The sequence below is a fragment of the Sulfuricaulis sp. genome, from assembly GCF_024653915.1.
Classification (GTDB): domain Bacteria; phylum Pseudomonadota; class Gammaproteobacteria; order Acidiferrobacterales; family Sulfurifustaceae; genus Sulfuricaulis.
The window spans coordinates 1-15500 of the sequence record NZ_JANLGY010000014.1; the positions used below are offsets into that span (position 1 = coordinate 1).

At 58.4% G+C, this 15500-nt stretch carries 29 protein-coding genes and 1 pseudogene; all 30 read left to right on the forward strand.

Annotated features, from left to right (window positions below; translation table 11 throughout):
- Nucleotides 1-97: pseudogene (locus NUV55_RS08055) on the forward strand (elongation factor Tu); the annotation flags it as partial.
- Nucleotides 98-114: 17 nt separating this feature from the next.
- Nucleotides 115-426 (forward strand): 30S ribosomal protein S10, encoded by a 312-nt coding sequence (rpsJ, locus tag NUV55_RS08060; RefSeq protein ID WP_096361313.1) that lies wholly within the window; start codon nucleotides 115-117, stop codon nucleotides 424-426.
- A gap of 9 nt (nucleotides 427-435) precedes the next feature.
- Nucleotides 436-1101, forward strand: coding sequence for a 50S ribosomal protein L3 (gene rplC, locus NUV55_RS08065; protein WP_296671896.1), 666 nt, complete (start codon nucleotides 436-438; stop codon nucleotides 1099-1101).
- 9 nt (nucleotides 1102-1110) lie between these two features.
- Nucleotides 1111-1728 carry a 50S ribosomal protein L4 gene (gene rplD / locus NUV55_RS08070; RefSeq protein ID WP_296671897.1) on the forward strand — a complete coding sequence of 206 codons (618 nt, stop codon included), beginning with the start codon at nucleotides 1111-1113 and terminating at the stop codon, nucleotides 1726-1728.
- Entirely contained in the window at nucleotides 1725-2024 is a 300-nt protein-coding gene (gene rplW, locus NUV55_RS08075; RefSeq protein WP_296671899.1) for a 50S ribosomal protein L23, read from the forward strand. Before rplD ends, rplW begins: the two co-directional genes overlap by 4 nt.
- A 26-nt stretch (nucleotides 2025-2050) precedes the next feature.
- Nucleotides 2051-2872 (forward strand): 50S ribosomal protein L2, encoded by an 822-nt coding sequence (gene rplB / locus NUV55_RS08080; protein WP_296671900.1) that lies wholly within the window; start codon nucleotides 2051-2053, stop codon nucleotides 2870-2872.
- A 17-nt stretch (nucleotides 2873-2889) separates the two neighbouring features.
- Nucleotides 2890-3180: a 30S ribosomal protein S19 gene (gene rpsS, locus NUV55_RS08085; RefSeq protein ID WP_296671902.1), complete on the forward strand. Its 291-nt coding sequence runs from the start codon at nucleotides 2890-2892 to the stop codon at nucleotides 3178-3180.
- A gap of 4 nt (nucleotides 3181-3184) precedes the next feature.
- Nucleotides 3185-3553: a 50S ribosomal protein L22 gene (gene rplV / locus NUV55_RS08090; protein WP_296671904.1), complete on the forward strand. Its 369-nt coding sequence runs from the start codon at nucleotides 3185-3187 to the stop codon at nucleotides 3551-3553.
- Nucleotides 3553-4236 carry a 30S ribosomal protein S3 gene (gene rpsC, locus NUV55_RS08095; protein ID WP_296671905.1) on the forward strand — a complete coding sequence of 228 codons (684 nt, stop codon included), beginning with the start codon at nucleotides 3553-3555 and terminating at the stop codon, nucleotides 4234-4236. The genes rplV and rpsC overlap by 1 nt, the downstream gene beginning before the upstream one ends.
- A 17-nt stretch (nucleotides 4237-4253) precedes the next feature.
- Nucleotides 4254-4664, forward strand: a complete 411-nt coding sequence (gene rplP / locus NUV55_RS08100; protein WP_296671908.1) for a 50S ribosomal protein L16 — start codon at nucleotides 4254-4256, stop codon at nucleotides 4662-4664.
- Nucleotides 4665-4675: 11 nt separating this feature from the next.
- On the forward strand, nucleotides 4676-4864 hold the full coding sequence (gene rpmC, locus NUV55_RS08105; protein ID WP_296671909.1) for a 50S ribosomal protein L29: 189 nt from the start codon (nucleotides 4676-4678) through the stop codon (nucleotides 4862-4864).
- Nucleotides 4865-4868: 4 nt separating this feature from the next.
- Nucleotides 4869-5135 carry a 30S ribosomal protein S17 gene (rpsQ, locus tag NUV55_RS08110; RefSeq protein ID WP_296671910.1) on the forward strand — a complete coding sequence of 89 codons (267 nt, stop codon included), beginning with the start codon at nucleotides 4869-4871 and terminating at the stop codon, nucleotides 5133-5135.
- Between the two features lie 88 nt (nucleotides 5136-5223).
- Entirely contained in the window at nucleotides 5224-5592 is a 369-nt protein-coding gene (rplN, locus tag NUV55_RS08115; protein ID WP_296671913.1) for a 50S ribosomal protein L14, read from the forward strand.
- 11 nt (nucleotides 5593-5603) lie between these two features.
- Nucleotides 5604-5924, forward strand: a complete 321-nt coding sequence (gene rplX, locus NUV55_RS08120; protein ID WP_296671914.1) for a 50S ribosomal protein L24 — start codon at nucleotides 5604-5606, stop codon at nucleotides 5922-5924.
- A gap of 12 nt (nucleotides 5925-5936) precedes the next feature.
- Nucleotides 5937-6476: a 50S ribosomal protein L5 gene (rplE, locus tag NUV55_RS08125; protein WP_296671916.1), complete on the forward strand. Its 540-nt coding sequence runs from the start codon at nucleotides 5937-5939 to the stop codon at nucleotides 6474-6476.
- A 10-nt stretch (nucleotides 6477-6486) separates the two neighbouring features.
- Nucleotides 6487-6792, forward strand: a complete 306-nt coding sequence (gene rpsN, locus NUV55_RS08130) for a 30S ribosomal protein S14 (RefSeq protein ID WP_296671918.1) — start codon at nucleotides 6487-6489, stop codon at nucleotides 6790-6792.
- A gap of 17 nt (nucleotides 6793-6809) precedes the next feature.
- The gene (gene rpsH / locus NUV55_RS08135) at nucleotides 6810-7202 is read left to right on the forward strand and encodes a 30S ribosomal protein S8 (RefSeq protein ID WP_296671919.1); all 393 of its coding nucleotides are present in this window, start codon (nucleotides 6810-6812) and stop codon (nucleotides 7200-7202) included.
- 13 nt (nucleotides 7203-7215) lie between these two features.
- Nucleotides 7216-7749: a 50S ribosomal protein L6 gene (gene rplF / locus NUV55_RS08140; protein WP_296671921.1), complete on the forward strand. Its 534-nt coding sequence runs from the start codon at nucleotides 7216-7218 to the stop codon at nucleotides 7747-7749.
- 28 nt (nucleotides 7750-7777) lie between these two features.
- Nucleotides 7778-8134 (forward strand): 50S ribosomal protein L18, encoded by a 357-nt coding sequence (gene rplR, locus NUV55_RS08145; RefSeq protein ID WP_296671922.1) that lies wholly within the window; start codon nucleotides 7778-7780, stop codon nucleotides 8132-8134.
- A 10-nt stretch (nucleotides 8135-8144) separates the two neighbouring features.
- Nucleotides 8145-8654 (forward strand): 30S ribosomal protein S5, encoded by a 510-nt coding sequence (gene rpsE, locus NUV55_RS08150; protein ID WP_296671924.1) that lies wholly within the window; start codon nucleotides 8145-8147, stop codon nucleotides 8652-8654.
- Nucleotides 8655-8664: 10 nt separating this feature from the next.
- Entirely contained in the window at nucleotides 8665-8865 is a 201-nt protein-coding gene (rpmD, locus tag NUV55_RS08155) for a 50S ribosomal protein L30 (protein ID WP_296671925.1), read from the forward strand.
- 2 nt (nucleotides 8866-8867) lie between these two features.
- Nucleotides 8868-9308, forward strand: a complete 441-nt coding sequence (rplO, locus tag NUV55_RS08160; RefSeq protein WP_296671926.1) for a 50S ribosomal protein L15 — start codon at nucleotides 8868-8870, stop codon at nucleotides 9306-9308.
- Nucleotides 9309-9341: 33 nt separating this feature from the next.
- Nucleotides 9342-10688, forward strand: coding sequence for a preprotein translocase subunit SecY (secY, locus tag NUV55_RS08165; protein ID WP_296671928.1), 1347 nt, complete (start codon nucleotides 9342-9344; stop codon nucleotides 10686-10688).
- A gap of 31 nt (nucleotides 10689-10719) precedes the next feature.
- The gene (rpmJ, locus tag NUV55_RS08170; RefSeq protein WP_096361292.1) at nucleotides 10720-10833 is read left to right on the forward strand and encodes a 50S ribosomal protein L36; all 114 of its coding nucleotides are present in this window, start codon (nucleotides 10720-10722) and stop codon (nucleotides 10831-10833) included.
- 89 nt (nucleotides 10834-10922) lie between these two features.
- Nucleotides 10923-11303, forward strand: coding sequence for a 30S ribosomal protein S13 (gene rpsM, locus NUV55_RS08175; RefSeq protein WP_296671933.1), 381 nt, complete (start codon nucleotides 10923-10925; stop codon nucleotides 11301-11303).
- 18 nt (nucleotides 11304-11321) lie between these two features.
- A complete protein-coding gene (rpsK, locus tag NUV55_RS08180) occupies nucleotides 11322-11741 on the forward strand; it encodes a 30S ribosomal protein S11 (protein ID WP_296671934.1) in 420 nt (139 codons plus the stop codon).
- Nucleotides 11742-11765: 24 nt separating this feature from the next.
- Complete coding sequence (gene rpsD / locus NUV55_RS08185) at nucleotides 11766-12392, forward strand: 30S ribosomal protein S4 (protein ID WP_296671936.1); 627 nt, start codon at nucleotides 11766-11768, stop codon at nucleotides 12390-12392.
- Nucleotides 12393-12422: 30 nt separating this feature from the next.
- The gene (gene rpoA, locus NUV55_RS08190) at nucleotides 12423-13436 is read left to right on the forward strand and encodes a DNA-directed RNA polymerase subunit alpha (RefSeq protein ID WP_296671938.1); all 1014 of its coding nucleotides are present in this window, start codon (nucleotides 12423-12425) and stop codon (nucleotides 13434-13436) included.
- Between the two features lie 25 nt (nucleotides 13437-13461).
- A complete protein-coding gene (gene rplQ, locus NUV55_RS08195) occupies nucleotides 13462-13992 on the forward strand; it encodes a 50S ribosomal protein L17 (protein WP_367280385.1) in 531 nt (176 codons plus the stop codon).
- A 256-nt stretch (nucleotides 13993-14248) separates the two neighbouring features.
- Nucleotides 14249-15481: an HD-GYP domain-containing protein gene (locus NUV55_RS08200; RefSeq protein WP_296671941.1), complete on the forward strand. Its 1233-nt coding sequence runs from the start codon at nucleotides 14249-14251 to the stop codon at nucleotides 15479-15481.
- The last annotated feature ends 19 nt before the right edge of the window (nucleotides 15482-15500 follow it).

Below are 15500 nucleotides of genomic sequence, written 5' to 3' on the forward strand. Positions count from 1 at the left end.
GATCAACCCCATCGCCATGGAACAGGGCCTGCGCTTCGCCATTCGCGAAGGCGGCCGTACCGTGGGCGCGGGGGTGGTGGCGAAGGTGATTGAATAGGATTCGAGCAATACGACATGGCTAACCAGAAAATACGCATCCGTCTCAAGGCCTTCGATCATCGTTTGATCGACCGCTCTGCCGCGGAAATTGTCGACACGGCGAAGCGCACGGGCGCGCTCGTGCACGGCCCGATCCCGTTGCCGTCGAAGGTGGAGCGTTACACGCTCAACCGCTCGCCGCACTGTGACAAGAAATCGCGCGACCAGTTCGAGGTGCGCACGCACAAGCGGATCATGGATATCATCGAGCCCACGGACAAGACCGTGGACGCACTGATGAAACTCGACCTCGCCGCCGGCGTGGACGTGGAAATCAAGCTTTCCTGAGACTAGAACATGGCACTCGGACTCGTAGGCAGAAAAATTGGCATGACCCGCTTGTTCACGGCGAGCGGTGAAGGCACGCCCGTCACTGTGCTGGAAGTGACTGCCAACCGCGTCACGCAGGTGAAGGACGAGGCGAATGACGGTTATCGCGCGGTGCAGGTAACCATTGGCAAGCGTCGCGCGGACCGCCTGACCAAGCCGCAAGCGGGCAAGTATGCCAAGGTCGGTGTCGAACCAGGTCGCGGGCTGTGGGAATTCCGCCTGGCCGCCAATGAAGGCGCCGATCTTAAGACCGGTGCTGAGATCAAACTGGATCTCTTCCAGGTGGGCCAGCATGTGGATGTGCAGGGCACTTCAATCGGTAAAGGCTTTGCGGGCGTTATGAAGCGTCATCACTTTGCCGGCGGGCGCGCCAGTCACGGTAACTCGTTGAGCCACCGGGTCCCGGGCTCGATTGGCCAGCGCCAGACGCCGGGCCGCGTGTTTCCGGGAAAAAAGATGGCCGGCCATTTGGGCGACGCCACGGCCACCTGTCTTAATCTCGAAGTGATGCAGATCGATGCCGAGCGTAACCTGCTCATGGTCAAAGGCGCGGTTCCCGGGCCCAAGGGTCAGGACGTGATGATCCGCCCGAGCGTCAAGATGAAAGCCAAAGCCGCCAAGGCGGGGAAGTAAGGAACGGACATGAAAGTGCAATTAATGAGCGGTACGGGATCAGCGTCGGAACTTCAGGTATCCGATGCGGTATTTGCCGCGGCCTACAACGAACCGCTGGTGCATCAGGTGGTGGTGGCCTATCAGGCGACCGGCCGGCAAGGCACGCGCAAGCAGAAAACCCGTTCCGAAGTGCGTGGCGGTGGCAGAAAACCGTGGCGCCAGAAGGGCACCGGCCAGGCGCGCGCGGGCACCATCCGAAGCCCCTTGTGGCGCGGCGGTGGCAGGACTTTCCCGGCCTCGCCGGACGAGAATTTTACTCAGAAGGTCAACCGCAAGATGTACCGCGGCGCCCTGCGCTCGATTTTGTCCGAGTTGCTGCGCCAGGGGCGGCTGGTGACGGTGGCCGAGTTCAAGATGGATCAACCCAAGACCAAGACGCTGGTGGATAAGCTCAAGAAGCTCGAGACACCGGATGTGCTGATCGTGACCGACGCGCTCGACCAGAATCTGTCGCTGGCGGCGCGCAACCTGCCGGACGTGGACGTGCGCATGGTAAGCGCCGCCGATCCGGTGAGCCTGATCCGTCATGCGAAAGTCATTCTGACGCAAGGCGCGGTCAAGAAATTCGAGGAGATGCTGGCGTGAGCACGAGTGAAGAAAAGTTGTTTCACGTAATTCTCGCACCGCACATCTCCGAGAAGAGTACGCGCTTGGCCGATAAGCACCGGCAGATGGTGTTCAAGGTGCGTCCTGATGCTACCAAGCCCGTGATCAAGCAGGCGGTGGAAAAGATGTTCAACGTCCAGGTGGAATCTGTGACGGTGACGAACGTGCTGGGCAAGTCCAAGGGCGGACGCAAGGCCGGCCGTCGACAGGACTGGAAGAAGGCCTATGTGCGATTGAAGCCGGGTCAAGACATCAATTTTGTCGGACAGCAATAAAGATTAAAGATTAAGGAATTCAGGCAATGGCACTAGTCAAAATGAAACCGACGTCCGCAGGTTCGCGCGCCATGGTGCGGGTGGTGAAATCCGATCTGCACAAGGGCGCCCCCCATGCACGCCTGCTCGAAAAGAAGAATCGTGGTAGTGGTCGTAACAATCTCGGCCGAGTAACGACGCGCCATCAGGGCGGTGGGCATAAGCAGCATTACCGTATTATCGATTTCAAGCGCGACAAGGATGGCGTTCCGGGCCGTATCGAGCGTCTGGAATATGATCCGAATCGCAGCGCGAATATTGCCTTGGTGCTGTACGCCGACGGCGAGCGCCGTTACATCATCGCTCCCAAGGGCGTAGAAGCCGGAACTGAAATCCAGTCTGGCGCGGATGCCGCCATCAAGCCGGGGAATTGCCTCCCCCTGCGCAGCATTCCGGTCGGCAGCACGGTGCATTGCGTGGAGCTCAAGCAGCGCAGCGGGGCCCAACTTGGGCGAGCCGCGGGCGCCGGCATACAATTGGTGGCGCGCGATGGTGACTATGCCCAGCTGCGGCTGCGTTCAGGAGAAGTGCGCAAGGTGCATGTCGACTGCCGCGCTGTCATTGGCGAGGTTGGCAATGCCGAGCACTCTTTAAGAAAGCTGGGTAAGGCAGGAGCCTCGCGCTGGCGCGGTATCCGTCCGACGGTGCGTGGCACCGCCATGAACCCGGTGGATCATCCGCACGGTGGTGGCGAAGGCCGCACCAAGGGCGGACGTCATCCGGTTAGCCCGTGGGGTACGCCAACCAAGGGCTACAAGACACGCGCGAACAAGCGCACCGATTCCATGATTGTTCACCGGCGCAAGTAGAAGAGGGGTTCTGATCCGTGCCACGTTCAGTTAGAAAAGGTCCATTCGTTGACGCGCACCTTGCCACGAAAGTGGATAAGGCGCGCATGGAAAGCAGCAAGAAGCCGATCAAGACCTGGTCGCGCCGCTCGACGATCACGCCGGACTTCGTCGGTCTGACGGTCGCGGTGCACAACGGACGGCAGCATGTGCCGCTGCTGATCACCGAGAACATGGTTGGCCACAAGCTCGGCGAATTCGCGGCGACCCGGACTTTTAAGGCGCACTCGGGCAACCGTAAAGTGACGACGGAAGAGACAACGAAATAACGCCATGCAAGCCACTGCTATTTTGAAATTTGTCAGGGTGTCCGCGCAGAAGGGACGTCTCGTCGCCGACCAGATTCGCGGCCTGCCGGTCGCGCGCGCGCTGGAACTGCTCCAGTTCAGCCCCAAGAAGGCCGCGGGGCATGTGCGCAAAGTCCTCGAATCGGCCATCGCCAATGCCGAGCACAATGAGGGCGCGGACGTGGATGAACTGAAGGTTGCGACGATTCAGGTGGACGGCGGACCGACGTTGCGCCGCTTCCATGCCCGCGCCAAGGGTCGCGGCGTGAGCATTCTCAAGCGCACCAGCCACATCACCGTGGTGGTGAGCGACGAGAAGAAGCGGACCAAGGCCGTGAAGAAGGAGAAGAGCTGATGGGCCAGAAAATCAATCCGATTGGATTCCGCATGGGGATTACCCGTGACTGGACCGCCAAGTGGTACGCGGGCACCAAGAACTATACCCAGAACCTGCTCTCGGATATCGCGCTGCGCGACTACCTCAAGCAGAGGCTCAAGAACGCGGCGATCAGCACGATTGTGATCGAACGCCCGGCCCAGAGCATAAATATTACTGTGCATACCGCGCGTCCTGGCATCGTGATTGGCAAGAAGGGCGAGGACATCGAGAAACTGCGTCAGGAACTGACCAAGCTGGCCGGCCGTCCGGTGCAACTGGCGGTGGAAGAGGTGCGTCAACCGGAGCTGGATGCGCAGCTGGTGGCCGAGAATATCGCCCAGCAGCTGGAGAAACGCATCATGTTCCGCCGCGCCATGAAACGCGCCGTGACCAACGCCATGCGCCTGCGTGCGCTGGGCATCAAGATCATGGTTGCCGGGCGTCTGAACGGTTCCGAAATCGCGCGCACCGAGTGGTACCGCGAAGGACGTGTGCCGTTGCACACGTTGCGCGCCGACATTGATTACGGTTTTTCCGAGGCCCACACGACCTACGGCAAAATCGGCGTGAAGATCTGGATATTCAAGGGTGAGATTTTCGACAAAGACGCGCCCAAGGTGGAAGATGCCGAGATTCAGAAGAAAGGGGCCTCGGCGTAATTTAGGAATTCATCACGATGTTGCAACCGAAACGAACGAAATATCGCAAGCAGATGAAAGGCCGCAACCGCGGCCTGGCGCAGCGTGGCAACAAGGTGAGCTTCGGCGAGTATGGCTTGAAGGCCACCACGCGCGGCCGCTTGACCTCACGCCAGATCGAATCGGCGCGCCGCGCGCTGACGCATTTCATCAAGCGCGGCGGGCGAGTGTGGATCCGTGTATTTCCGGACAAACCGATTTCCAAGAAACCGCTGGAAGTCCGCATGGGCAGCGGCAAGGGTAACGTGGAGTACTGGGTGGCGTTGATTCAGCCGGGTGCCGTGCTTTACGAGATGGAAGGCATCAACGAGCAGGAGGCGCGCGCGGCATTCAAGCTCGCCGCCGCCAAGCTCCCGGTTCGAACCACATTTGTGACCAGGACACTTTAGGCAGAATGGCAATGAACGCAAAAGATTTTCGAGCGATGGATGCCGCGGCACGCAAGAAGGAAATGACTGATATGCTGCGCGAGCAATTCAATTTACGCATGCAAAAGGCAACCGGACAATTGTCCAATACGGCCAATCTGACCAAGGTACGGCGCAACATCGCGCGCCTGCGCACGGTCTTGAACGAGAAGTCAGGATAAGGGCATGAGCGAACAGACGAAAAAAGCGCGTTCGGCCACCGGCCGGGTGGTCAGCAACAAGATGAACAAGACGATTACCGTGCAGGTGGATCGTCGCATCAAGCATCCGTTGTACGGCAAGATCATCACGCGTCACTCCAAGCTGCACGCGCACGATGAAGGCAACGAGTGCAAGGAAGGCGATTTGGTGGTGATCGAGGAATGTCGTCCGCTTTCCAAGACCAAGGCCTGGCGCCTGGTCAAAGTGCTGGAGCAGGCCCGGGAAATCTGAATAAGGCCTTGTTTTTGGCCGTTTTTAAGGCAAATGATATAATTGCGCGTTTTCGCCTGGAGCGGAGACGCCGTGTGGAGACAGGCTAATGATTCAGATGCAAACCCTGCTGATGGTGGCAGACAACAGCGGGGCCAAAACAGTGCAGTGCATCAAGGTGCTGGGTGGTTCCAAGCGCCGTTATGCCGGCATTGGTGACGTGATCAAGGTCAGCGTGAAGGAAGCGATTCCGCGTGGCAAGGTCAAGAAAGGCGATGTCTACGACGCCGTCATCGTGCGCACCCGCAAAGGCGTGCGGCGCACCGATGGCTCGGTCATTCGTTTTGACACCAACGCGGCAGTGTTGCTGGATAACAAACGCGAGCTGATCGGTACCCGTATTTTCGGGCCCGTGACGCGCGAGCTGCGCAGTGAGCAGTTCATGAAGATCATCTCGCTGGCACCGGAAGTACTGTAAAAGGTAATGACATGAACAAGATTCGCAAGGGCGACAAAGTGGTGGTGCTCACGGGCCGTGACAAGGGCAAGCAAGGTATGGTTCTGCGCGTGCTCGAGGACAGCCGTGTACTGGTTGAGAACGTGAACATGACCAAACGCCACACCAAGCCGAACCCCAACAAGGGCGTGACCGGCGGCATCATCGAACGGGAAGCGTCAATACACGTGTCCAACGTGGCCCTGTTTAACCCGGCAACGGGCAAGGGCGAGCGCGTGGGGCTGCGGATCATGCAGGACAAGAGCAAGGTAAGGGTTTTCAAAAAGAGCGGCGAAGTCGCCGACATGAAATAAGGTTTTAGAGCAATGGCCAGGCTTAAGGAACATTATCGGAAAACGGTGCTACCCGCGTTGCAGGCCAAGTTTGGCTACAAGAACGTGATGCAGGTGCCGCGGATTACCAAGATCACCCTCAATATGGGGGTGGGCGAGGCCATGGCCGACAAGAAGGTGATTGATAACGCTGCCAATGACATGAAGCTGATCAGTGGCCAGAAGCCGCAAATCACGCATGCGCGCAAGTCGATTGCCAATTTCAAGGTGCGCGAGAACTGGCCGATTGGTTGCAAGGTTACGTTGCGCGGCGAGCGTATGTACGAATTTCTGGATCGCCTGATCAGTGTTGCGATTCCGCGCATCCGCGATTTCCGCGGTCTGCCATCACGTTCGTTCGACGGGCGCGGCAATTATTCGCTCGGCATTAAAGAGCAGATTATTTTCCCCGAAATCGAATTCGACAAAGTCGACGCGATTCGCGGAATGGACATCACCATTGCCACCAGCGCCAGGACTGACGACGAAGCACGTGCGCTGTTGCAGGCTTTCAGTTTTCCGTTGCGCAGTTGAGGATATTTGCATGGCCAAACAAAGCATGATCAACCGTGACCTGCGCCGTACCGCGCTGGTTGCCAAGTACGCCACCCGGCGCGCGGAGCTGCGCGACAAGGTGAAGAACGTGAAGTTGCCCGACGAAGAGCGGCACGCGGCCATGATCGCACTGCAAAAACTGCCACGCGATTCAAGTTACACCCGTCGCCGCAACCGTTGCAGCCTGACCGGACGCCCGCGCGGCTTTTACCGCAAATTCGGGCTGTCCCGCAGCGCGCTGCGCGAGGTCATGATGCGCGGCGAAGCGCCGGGCGTGGTCAAGGCGAGCTGGTAATAAAAGGAAACGAATTTATGATGACTGATCCGATCGCCGACCTGTTGACCCGCATCCGCAACGGCCAGATGGCCGAAAAGGTGAGCGTGCGCATTCCCGCTTCGCGGCTTAAGCTGGCGGTTGCCAAGGTATTGCAGGATGAGGGTTATATCGAAGCCTGCCGCGAAGTCACTGAAGAAGGCCGGCCGCTAATCGAGATTGCGCTGAAGTATCACGATGGCCAGCCGGTGATTGAGCGCATTCAGCGTGTAAGTACCCCCGGACTGCGCCGGTATGAAGGCAAGCACAAGCTGCCACGTGTAAACGGCGGTACGGGCGTGGCGATCATCTCCACCTCCCAGGGCATCATGTCCGACCGTGCCGCCCGCAAGGCCGGTCTGGGCGGCGAAATTCTTTGTATCGTTGCATAAGAGTTATTGAACCATGTCACGAATCGCGAATTATCCGGTGGCTGTCCCGAGTGGCGTGCAGGTGGCGCTCGCGGGCGACAAACTCAGCGTGAAGGGTCCCAAGGGGAACCTGGAGCATGAGATGCACCCGTTAGTGAAGCTAACGCAGGAGGGCAACCTGCTCAAGTTCCAGCGCACCAATGACTCGACGCTGGCGCGTGCTATTTCCGGCACTACGCGGGCGCTGGTGAATAACATGGTTAACGGCGTGGCCAAGGGTTTTGAAAAGAAGCTCACCATCATCGGCGTGGGTTATCGCGCCGCGGTGCAGGGCAAGAAGATCAACCTGACGCTGGGTTACTCGCATCCGATTGTTTACGACATCCCCAACGGGATCACCGTAGAAGCACCGGACCAGACCAATCTTGTGATCAAGGGCGCGGACAAACAACTGGTGGGCCAGGTAGCCGCCGAAATTCGCGCGTACCGCTCACCCGAACCGTACAAGGGCAAGGGCGTACGTTACGTCAACGAAGTGGTCGTGAAGAAGGAAGCCAAAAAGAAGTAACGGGCTTCGAATCAGGTAAACGAATTATATGAAAAGAGAAATTAACACACGCCTGCGCCGTGCGCGGCATATCCGGCGGAAGATAGTCAGCCTGCAGGCTGATCGCCTGTGCGTGCATCGTACGCCGCGTCATATCTATGCCCAGATTATCGACAAGACAGGCGGCAAAGTGCTGGCCTCCGCTTCTACACTCGAGGCGGATGTACGCACTCAGATCAAGCACGGCGGTAACGTCGAGGCGGCAAAACTGATCGGCAAGCTTATTGCCGAAAAAGCGAAGGGTGCGGGCATCACGCGCGTGGCTTTCGACCGCTCCGGCTTCAAATACCATGGGCGCGTGAAGGCACTGGCCGACGCAGCGCGCGAAAACGGTTTGGAATTCTGAGGACGATATTGTGGCAGCTTTCAAAGAATCCGATGCACGTAGCGACAATTTTCAGGAAAAACTGATCAACATTCGGCGTGTGGCCAAGGTCGTCAAGGGCGGCCGGATTTTCGGCTTTTCCGCATTGACCGTGGTCGGTGACGGCGCCGGTCGCGTTGGTATTGGCCGTGGCAAGGCACGCGAGGTTCCAGCCGCGGTCAGCAAGGCCATGGAGAACGCGCGCCGCAACATGACGAAGGTTCAGCTCAAGGGGCCAACCCTGCATCATTCGGTGATTGCCGCTCATGGTGCCTCCAAGGTTGTGATCAAGCCGGCCTCGGTCGGCACAGGCATTATCGCCGGCGGTGCCATGCGCGCGGTATTCGAGGTCGTGGGGGTGCAGGATGTGCTGGCCAAATGTCTCGGTTCGCGCAATCCGGTAAACATGGTGCGCGCTACCATTAAAGGCCTGCAAGCCATGCACAGCCCGGAATCGGTTGCACGCAAGCGCGGTAAACGAGTCGAAGAAATCCTGGGTTAAGAGACGAGCCATGCCAGCAAAACCGAAATCTGGAAAAAAGTTGCGCGTGACGCTGCTCAAGAGTCCGTACGGTACCGGCAAGAGTCACATGGCCACCGTGCGCGGTCTGGGTCTGCGCCGGTGTCATCACACGGTAGAGTTGGAAGATACTTCCGCCGTACGCGGCATGATAAACAAGGTCTCCTATATGTTGAAGTGCGAGGAAGTATGACTATGCAGCTGAATACGATGAAGCCGGGCCGCGGCGCTAAAACCTCGGCCAAGCGTCTCGGTCGTGGCGGCGGCTCAGGCCTCGGCAAGACCAGCGGCAAGGGCCACAAGGGCCAGACGGCACGCGCCGGTGGTTATCACAAAGTCGGTTTTGAAGGCGGCCAGATGCCGATTCAACGGCGGCTGCCCAAACGCGGTTTCCGTTCGGCCATGAAGGTTGCCGGGCATACGGCAGAGGTTCGCTTGCACGAGCTGGCAAAGATCGAGGACGCTGTTATTGATCTGGCGGCGCTCAAGAAGGCGAATGTTGTTTCGGCGCAGGCGGAGCAGGCCAAGGTTTATCTCTCCGGCACGCTGGAGAAGCCGGTGACGCTGCGCGGTATCCGCTTGACCAAGGGCGCGCGCGAAGCCGTGATGAAGGCCGGCGGGAAGATCGAGGATTGAGGTAATGAAGCCCTATTTCATTCGTCAGGTGGCATGAGTAGTCCGGCGGGAAGCTTCGGCGGGCTCGCGGGCCTGGGCAAGCTCACGGAGCTGCGGCAGCGGATCTTCTTCGTTCTCGGGGTACTGATTGTTTACCGCATCGGGACCTATATCCCGGTACCGGGCATCAATCCCGCGGCCCTGGCCAAGATGTTCGAGGGCACGCAAAGCTCCATTGTCGGGTTGTTCAATATGTTTTCCGGCGGCGCGTTGGAACGGTTTTCGCTGTTCGCATTGGGAATCATGCCGTACATCTCATCGTCGATCATCATGCAGCTGATGTCATCGACGATCCCGACACTGGAGCAGCTGAAGAAAGAGGGCGAAAGCGGGCGACGCAAGATTACGCAGTACACCCGTTATGGCACGGTGGTGCTGGCGACTTTCCAGGCGCTCGGCATCGCCATCGCGCTGGAGAGCCAGACCTCGGCCGGCATGCCGGTGGTGGTCGCGCCGGGGTTCGGTTTCAAGATGGTCACGGTGATTTCGCTGGTGACCGGGACCATGTTTCTGATGTGGCTCGGCGAGCAGGTAACCGAGCGCGGGATCGGCAACGGTATCTCGATCCTGATTTTCGCCGGCATCGTGGCGGGATTGCCGGGGGCCATCGCTCAAACGCTGGAACTGACCAGCCGCGGCACTTTCCAGCCGTTGTTCGTGCTGACCTTGTTCGCGGTCGCGCTGGCGGTGACTGCGTTCGTGGTGTTCGTGGAGCGCGGCCAGCGGCGTATCACGGTGAATTACGCCAAGCGCCAGCAGGGGCGGCAAATGATGGCGGGTCAAACGAGTCATTTGCCGTTGAAGGTTAATATGGCTGGGGTGATTCCGCCAATCTTCGCCTCGAGCATTATCTTGCTCCCGGCCACGGTGGTGAGCTGGTTCGGGCAGGCGGAGGGGATGGACTGGTTGCGCAATATTGCGACGACCTTGTCACCCGGTCAGCCGATTTACGTCATGCTGTACGCTTCGGCGATCGTGTTCTTCTGTTTCTTTTATACCGCCCTGGTGTTCAATCCCAAGGAGACGGCGGAGAACCTGAAGAAGTCCGGTGCGTTTATACCGGGCATACGCCCGGGGGACCAGACGGCAAGTTATATCGACGGGGTGATGTCGCGGCTGACCCTGGGTGGGGCGATTTACGTGACGCTGGTGTGTTTGTTACCGGAGTTCATGATCGTGAAATGGAACGTGCCATTTTATTTCGGCGGCACCTCGTTGCTGATCGTGGTGGTGGTGTGTATGGATTTCATGGCCCAGGTGCAGGCCCGGTTGATGTCGCACCAGTATGAGAGCCTGCTGAAGAAGGCGAATCTGACCGGCGGAATGGGCTTGCCGCGCTAGCGGCGGATTGAAGGTATTCAGGAGAAAGACGATGAAAGTAAGGGCGTCCGTCAAGAAAATGTGTCGTAACTGCAAGATTGTGCGGCGCAAACGCGTAGTGCGCGTGATTTGCTCCGATCCGACCCACAAGCAGCGTCAGGGCTAGAAACCTTGGGAATAGGTTGATTTTTACTTGGTGAATCAGTAACCTTGCGCGTTTTCTCGCAGGGGCAGGCAGCAGGAGACAGCTTCAAAATGGCCCGAATTGCAGGCATTAACTTACCGAACCAGAAACATGTCTGGGTCGCGCTGACGTCGATATACGGTATCGGCGATACGCGCGCGCGCGATATTTGCGCCGCCACCGGCGTGGCCACGTCTACCAAGGTCAAGGACCTGACTGACGCGGAAGTAGACAAGATTCGCAATGAAGTGGCGAAAATCACCGTCGAAGGCGATCTGCGCCGCACCATGTCGATGAGCGTCAAGCGCCTCATGGACATGGGCGCCTATCGTGGCACGCGTCACCGCCGGGGATTGCCGGTACGCGGTCAACGCACGAAGACCAACGCCCGCACCCGCAAGGGGCCGCGCAAGAGCGTCATCCGCGGCACGGGCAAACCCACGACCGCATAGCATACGGAACACTGAATCATGGCCAACACTCCAGCTACACCTGAATCCTCCGCCAGCGCGCCGGCCAAGGTCAAGAAGCGCGCGAAGCGAAGCGTTTCCGAAGGCATTGCTCATATCCACGCTTCCTTCAACAACACCATCATTTCCATCACCGACCGTCAGGGCAATGTGCTTTCATGGTCGACCTGCGGCAATACCGGCTTCAAAGGCTCGCGCAAGAGCACGCCGTTCGCCGCTCAGATGTCAGCCGACAAGGCGGGACGCGCGGCACAGGAGTATGGCGTGCGTTCACTGGAAGTGCATGTGAAAGGCCCGGGACCGGGACGCGAATCCGCCGTACGGGCGTTACATGCCTTGGGGTTCGAAATTGCCAATATTATCGACGTGACGCCGATGCCCCATAACGGGTGCCGTCCGGCCAAGCGGCGTCGCGTGTAAATTCATAACGGAGAGATCAACTCAGTGGCACGTTACAACGATTCCAAATGCCGTCTTTGCCGACGCGAAGGCGGCAAGCTGTTCCTGAAAGGCGAGAAATGCTTCACCGAGAAGTGTCCGGTGGAGAAACGCGCCTATGCCCCCGGCCAGCACGGCCAGCAGAAGAGCCGCCTGTCCGATTACGGCAAGCAATTACGCGAGAAGCAGAAGCTGCGCCGCATCTATGGGATTCTCGAGCGTCAATTTGAGAATTACTACAAGGAAGCCGCTCGCCACAAGGGTTCGCCCGGCGAGGATTTGCTGAAGATGCTCGAATCCCGACTGGATAATGTGGCCTATCGTATGGGGTTCGGTGTCTCGCGGTCGGAGACAAGACAGCTGGTGCGGCACAATGCCCTGCGCGTGAACGGTCGGCGCGTCAACATCCCGTCTTATCAGGTCCGGCCCAACGACCTCATCGAGATTTCCACGTCGGCACAGGAACAGTTGCGCATCAAGGCGGCGCTCGAGGCGGCCGGTCAGCGCGGGATTCCGGAATGGCTGGACGTGGACGTCAAAGCCATGAAAGGCACGTTCAAGAGCGTGCCGGAACGCAACGACTTGCCGTCGGATATCAACGAAAGTCTCGTCGTAGCGCTTTATTCGAAGTAACGCAATCCGTATTTTAACGAGGACGCTATCATGCAGAGTTCCGCTACCGAATTTCTGAAGCCGCGTCTGGTGGACGTGCAGACGCTTTCTTCCACCCACGCGAAAGTCACGCTTGAGCCGCTCGAACGCGGTTTCGGCTACACGCTGGGCAATGCGCTGCGGCGCATCCTGCTTTCTTCCATGCCAGGGAGCGCGATCACCGAGGTGAAAATCGACGGTGTGTTGCATGAGTACTCCACCATGGAGGGTGTGCAGGATGATGTGATCGAAATTCTGCTCAATCTCAAGACGGTGGCGTTGCGCATGCACGGCCGTGACGAAGTAACACTGAAGCTTTCCAAAAAGGGCCCCGGCATTGTCACGGCCGGCGATATCCAGCTGGAACATGACGTGGAAGTGGTCGATCCGAAGCACGTGATCGCCACCCTCACCAAGGACGGAACACTGAGCATGGAGCTCAAGGTAAATCGCGGGCGCGGTTACCAGCCGGTCACGGCGCGCGCCGTCGGCGCCGAGCCCCGCACCATCGGTGTCATGCAGCTCGATGCCTCCTACAGCCCGATCCGCCGCGTGGCCTATACGGTCGAGAATGCGCGCGTGGAACAGCGCACCGACCTCGACAAGCTGGTTCTCGATATCGAAACCAACGGCGCCATCAACCCCGAAGAGGCGGTGCGGCGCGCAGCCAATATCCTGCAGGATCAGATCTCCATTTTCGTCGAGCTCAAAAGCCCCGAGACCAAGGCGGAAGAGAAGCGCGAACCCGAAATGGATCCGCTGCTGCTGCGTCCGGTGGACGATCTCGAGCTCACGGTGCGTTCGGCCAACTGCCTCAAGGCCGAGAATATATTCTATATCGGCGATCTTATTCAGCGCTCCGAGTTCGAATTGCTTAAAACACCCAATCTCGGCAAGAAGTCGCTGACGGAGATCAAGGATGTTCTGGCACAGCACGGCCTGTCGCTCGGCATGAAGCTCGAGAACTGGCCGCCGGCGTCCCTGAAGGAAAGGGAAAAAACCCCAGAGATGGGCTCCGCCATCTGATTTAAAGCGTCGAAGGTTAATAATCATGCGTCACCACAAAAGCGGCCGTAAACTCAACCGCACCAGCAGTCACCGCGAGGCGATGTTCCGCAACATGGCGGTTTCGCTGCTGCGCCACGAGCAACTGGTGACCACGCTGCCCAAGGCGAAGGAATTGCGCCGGGTGGCCGAGCCCCTCATCACGTTGGGCAAGACGGCCTCGCTCGCCAACCGGCGCCTGGCCTATTCGCGCCTGCGCGACCGCGACATGGTGGGCAAGTTGTTCGATGATATCGGCGTGCGCTTCAAGGATCGTCCAGGCGGTTATCTGCGCATCCTCAAGACCGGTTACCGGCGTGGCGATGCCGCGCCCATGGCGCTGGTACAGCTAACAGAGCTACATGCCACCGAGACGGCGGCGACTGAACCGGTCGCCGAAGCGGGTTCCGCTCCGGAAACCAAGACGAAAAAAGCCGCCAAGTCGAAAGGTGACAAGAAAACCACCGCCAAGGCCAAGAAGAGCACGACCAAGAAAAAGACCGCAAAAACCGCCAAGAAAGCGGCAAAATCGACCTGAATTCAGCAGGTATCTAGAGAAAGAGAAGGCCGGGATCTCCCCGGCTTTTTTCTGCCCCCCGTCGTTTCATGCCGGCCGGCGCGCAGCCGGTTCCGGCGCTGCCGCAATGTGGCATTGGGCTACATTTGCGGGTTATGCATCGCCCTAACAGGTTAATTCACAAAGCTAAATTCCAGACGGTATGTGGTATGTGAATTGCACACAGTTTCGATGGATTCCTGTGTCCCACGCTGAATTATTCGAGGCTTTCCAGCAGATGTCTGCGGCAAAAAAGAAGATCAGCACCTTGGACCTCAAGCCAGGCATGTATGTTTCCCGGCTGGACCGCCCATGGCGTGAGGCCGACGTGCTGTTTCAGGGTTTCTACGTCAACTCCTTTGAGCAGATAGAAGAACTGCGAAACAAGTTCAAGCATGTCTATATTGATACCTGGCGCAACAGTGCGCCGGGAAATAAAACAACCGCCGCCAACGAAGATGCGCTCGACGCAGAGTTGCAGAATATCTGCGGCCATCCCAAGCGCGATAACGTGTACAAGGATACGACAAGCGTCGAAGAAGAGCTTGTCGTCGCACAAGAGGTGCATAAGCAGGCCACGGAGGCCGTAGCCGAGATGATGGCGTGCCTGAAGGCGGGGAATTCGCTCAAGCTGGTCATGATCCACAATGTCGTTACTGACTTGATGGAAAGCATCCTGCGGAACCCGGATGCGTTTTCGTGGTTGATGCACCTGAAGAAAAAAGATTCCTATACCTACACGCATTCCATCGACTCCTGCGCCCTGGCCGTCACGTTCGGCCGGCATCTCGGCTTGCCACGCGAAAGTCTGCTCAGTCTGGGTACCGGGGCGCTCCTGTTCGACGTGGGCAAGACCAAACTTCCCGAGGGTTTGTTAAACAAGCCCGGGCGGCTGTCACCGGATGAATTCCAGGTCATGAAGAAGCACGTTGATTACGGCGTGGATATCATCACCAAGATCAAAGGCAGCGGTATGGAAATGGTTGACATGGTCAGGGCTCACCACGAGCGATTTAACGGTAGCGGTTACCCGCTGGGAACCCGGGGCCCGGACATCCCGCTGTTCGGACGTATCGCCGGCATCCTGGATTGTTACGACGCCATCACCAGCGACCGTTCCTATCAGCAGGCGATTTCGCCGCATCAGGCGCTGCGAGTTCTTTATGGTGCTCGCAACACGGCTTTTCAGGAGGAGCTGGTTGAACAGTTCATCCAGTGTCTTGGTGTTTATCCGACTGGCAGCCTGGTGGAGTTGGTCAGTGGCGAAGTGGGTATCGTCATTGCGCAGAATCGCGTGCGGCGACTGCGCCCGAAAATCATGATGATTCTGGACCATAACAAGGTGGCCCTGAAAAATTTTGAAACCATCGATCTTGACCGGGAAACTCCCGGAAAGAACCTGGAAATTGCCAACGTACTTCCTCCCGGCACCCATGGCATTGACCCCAAAGAATACTATCTCGGGGAATAACATGAACAGCAGCAGTTTC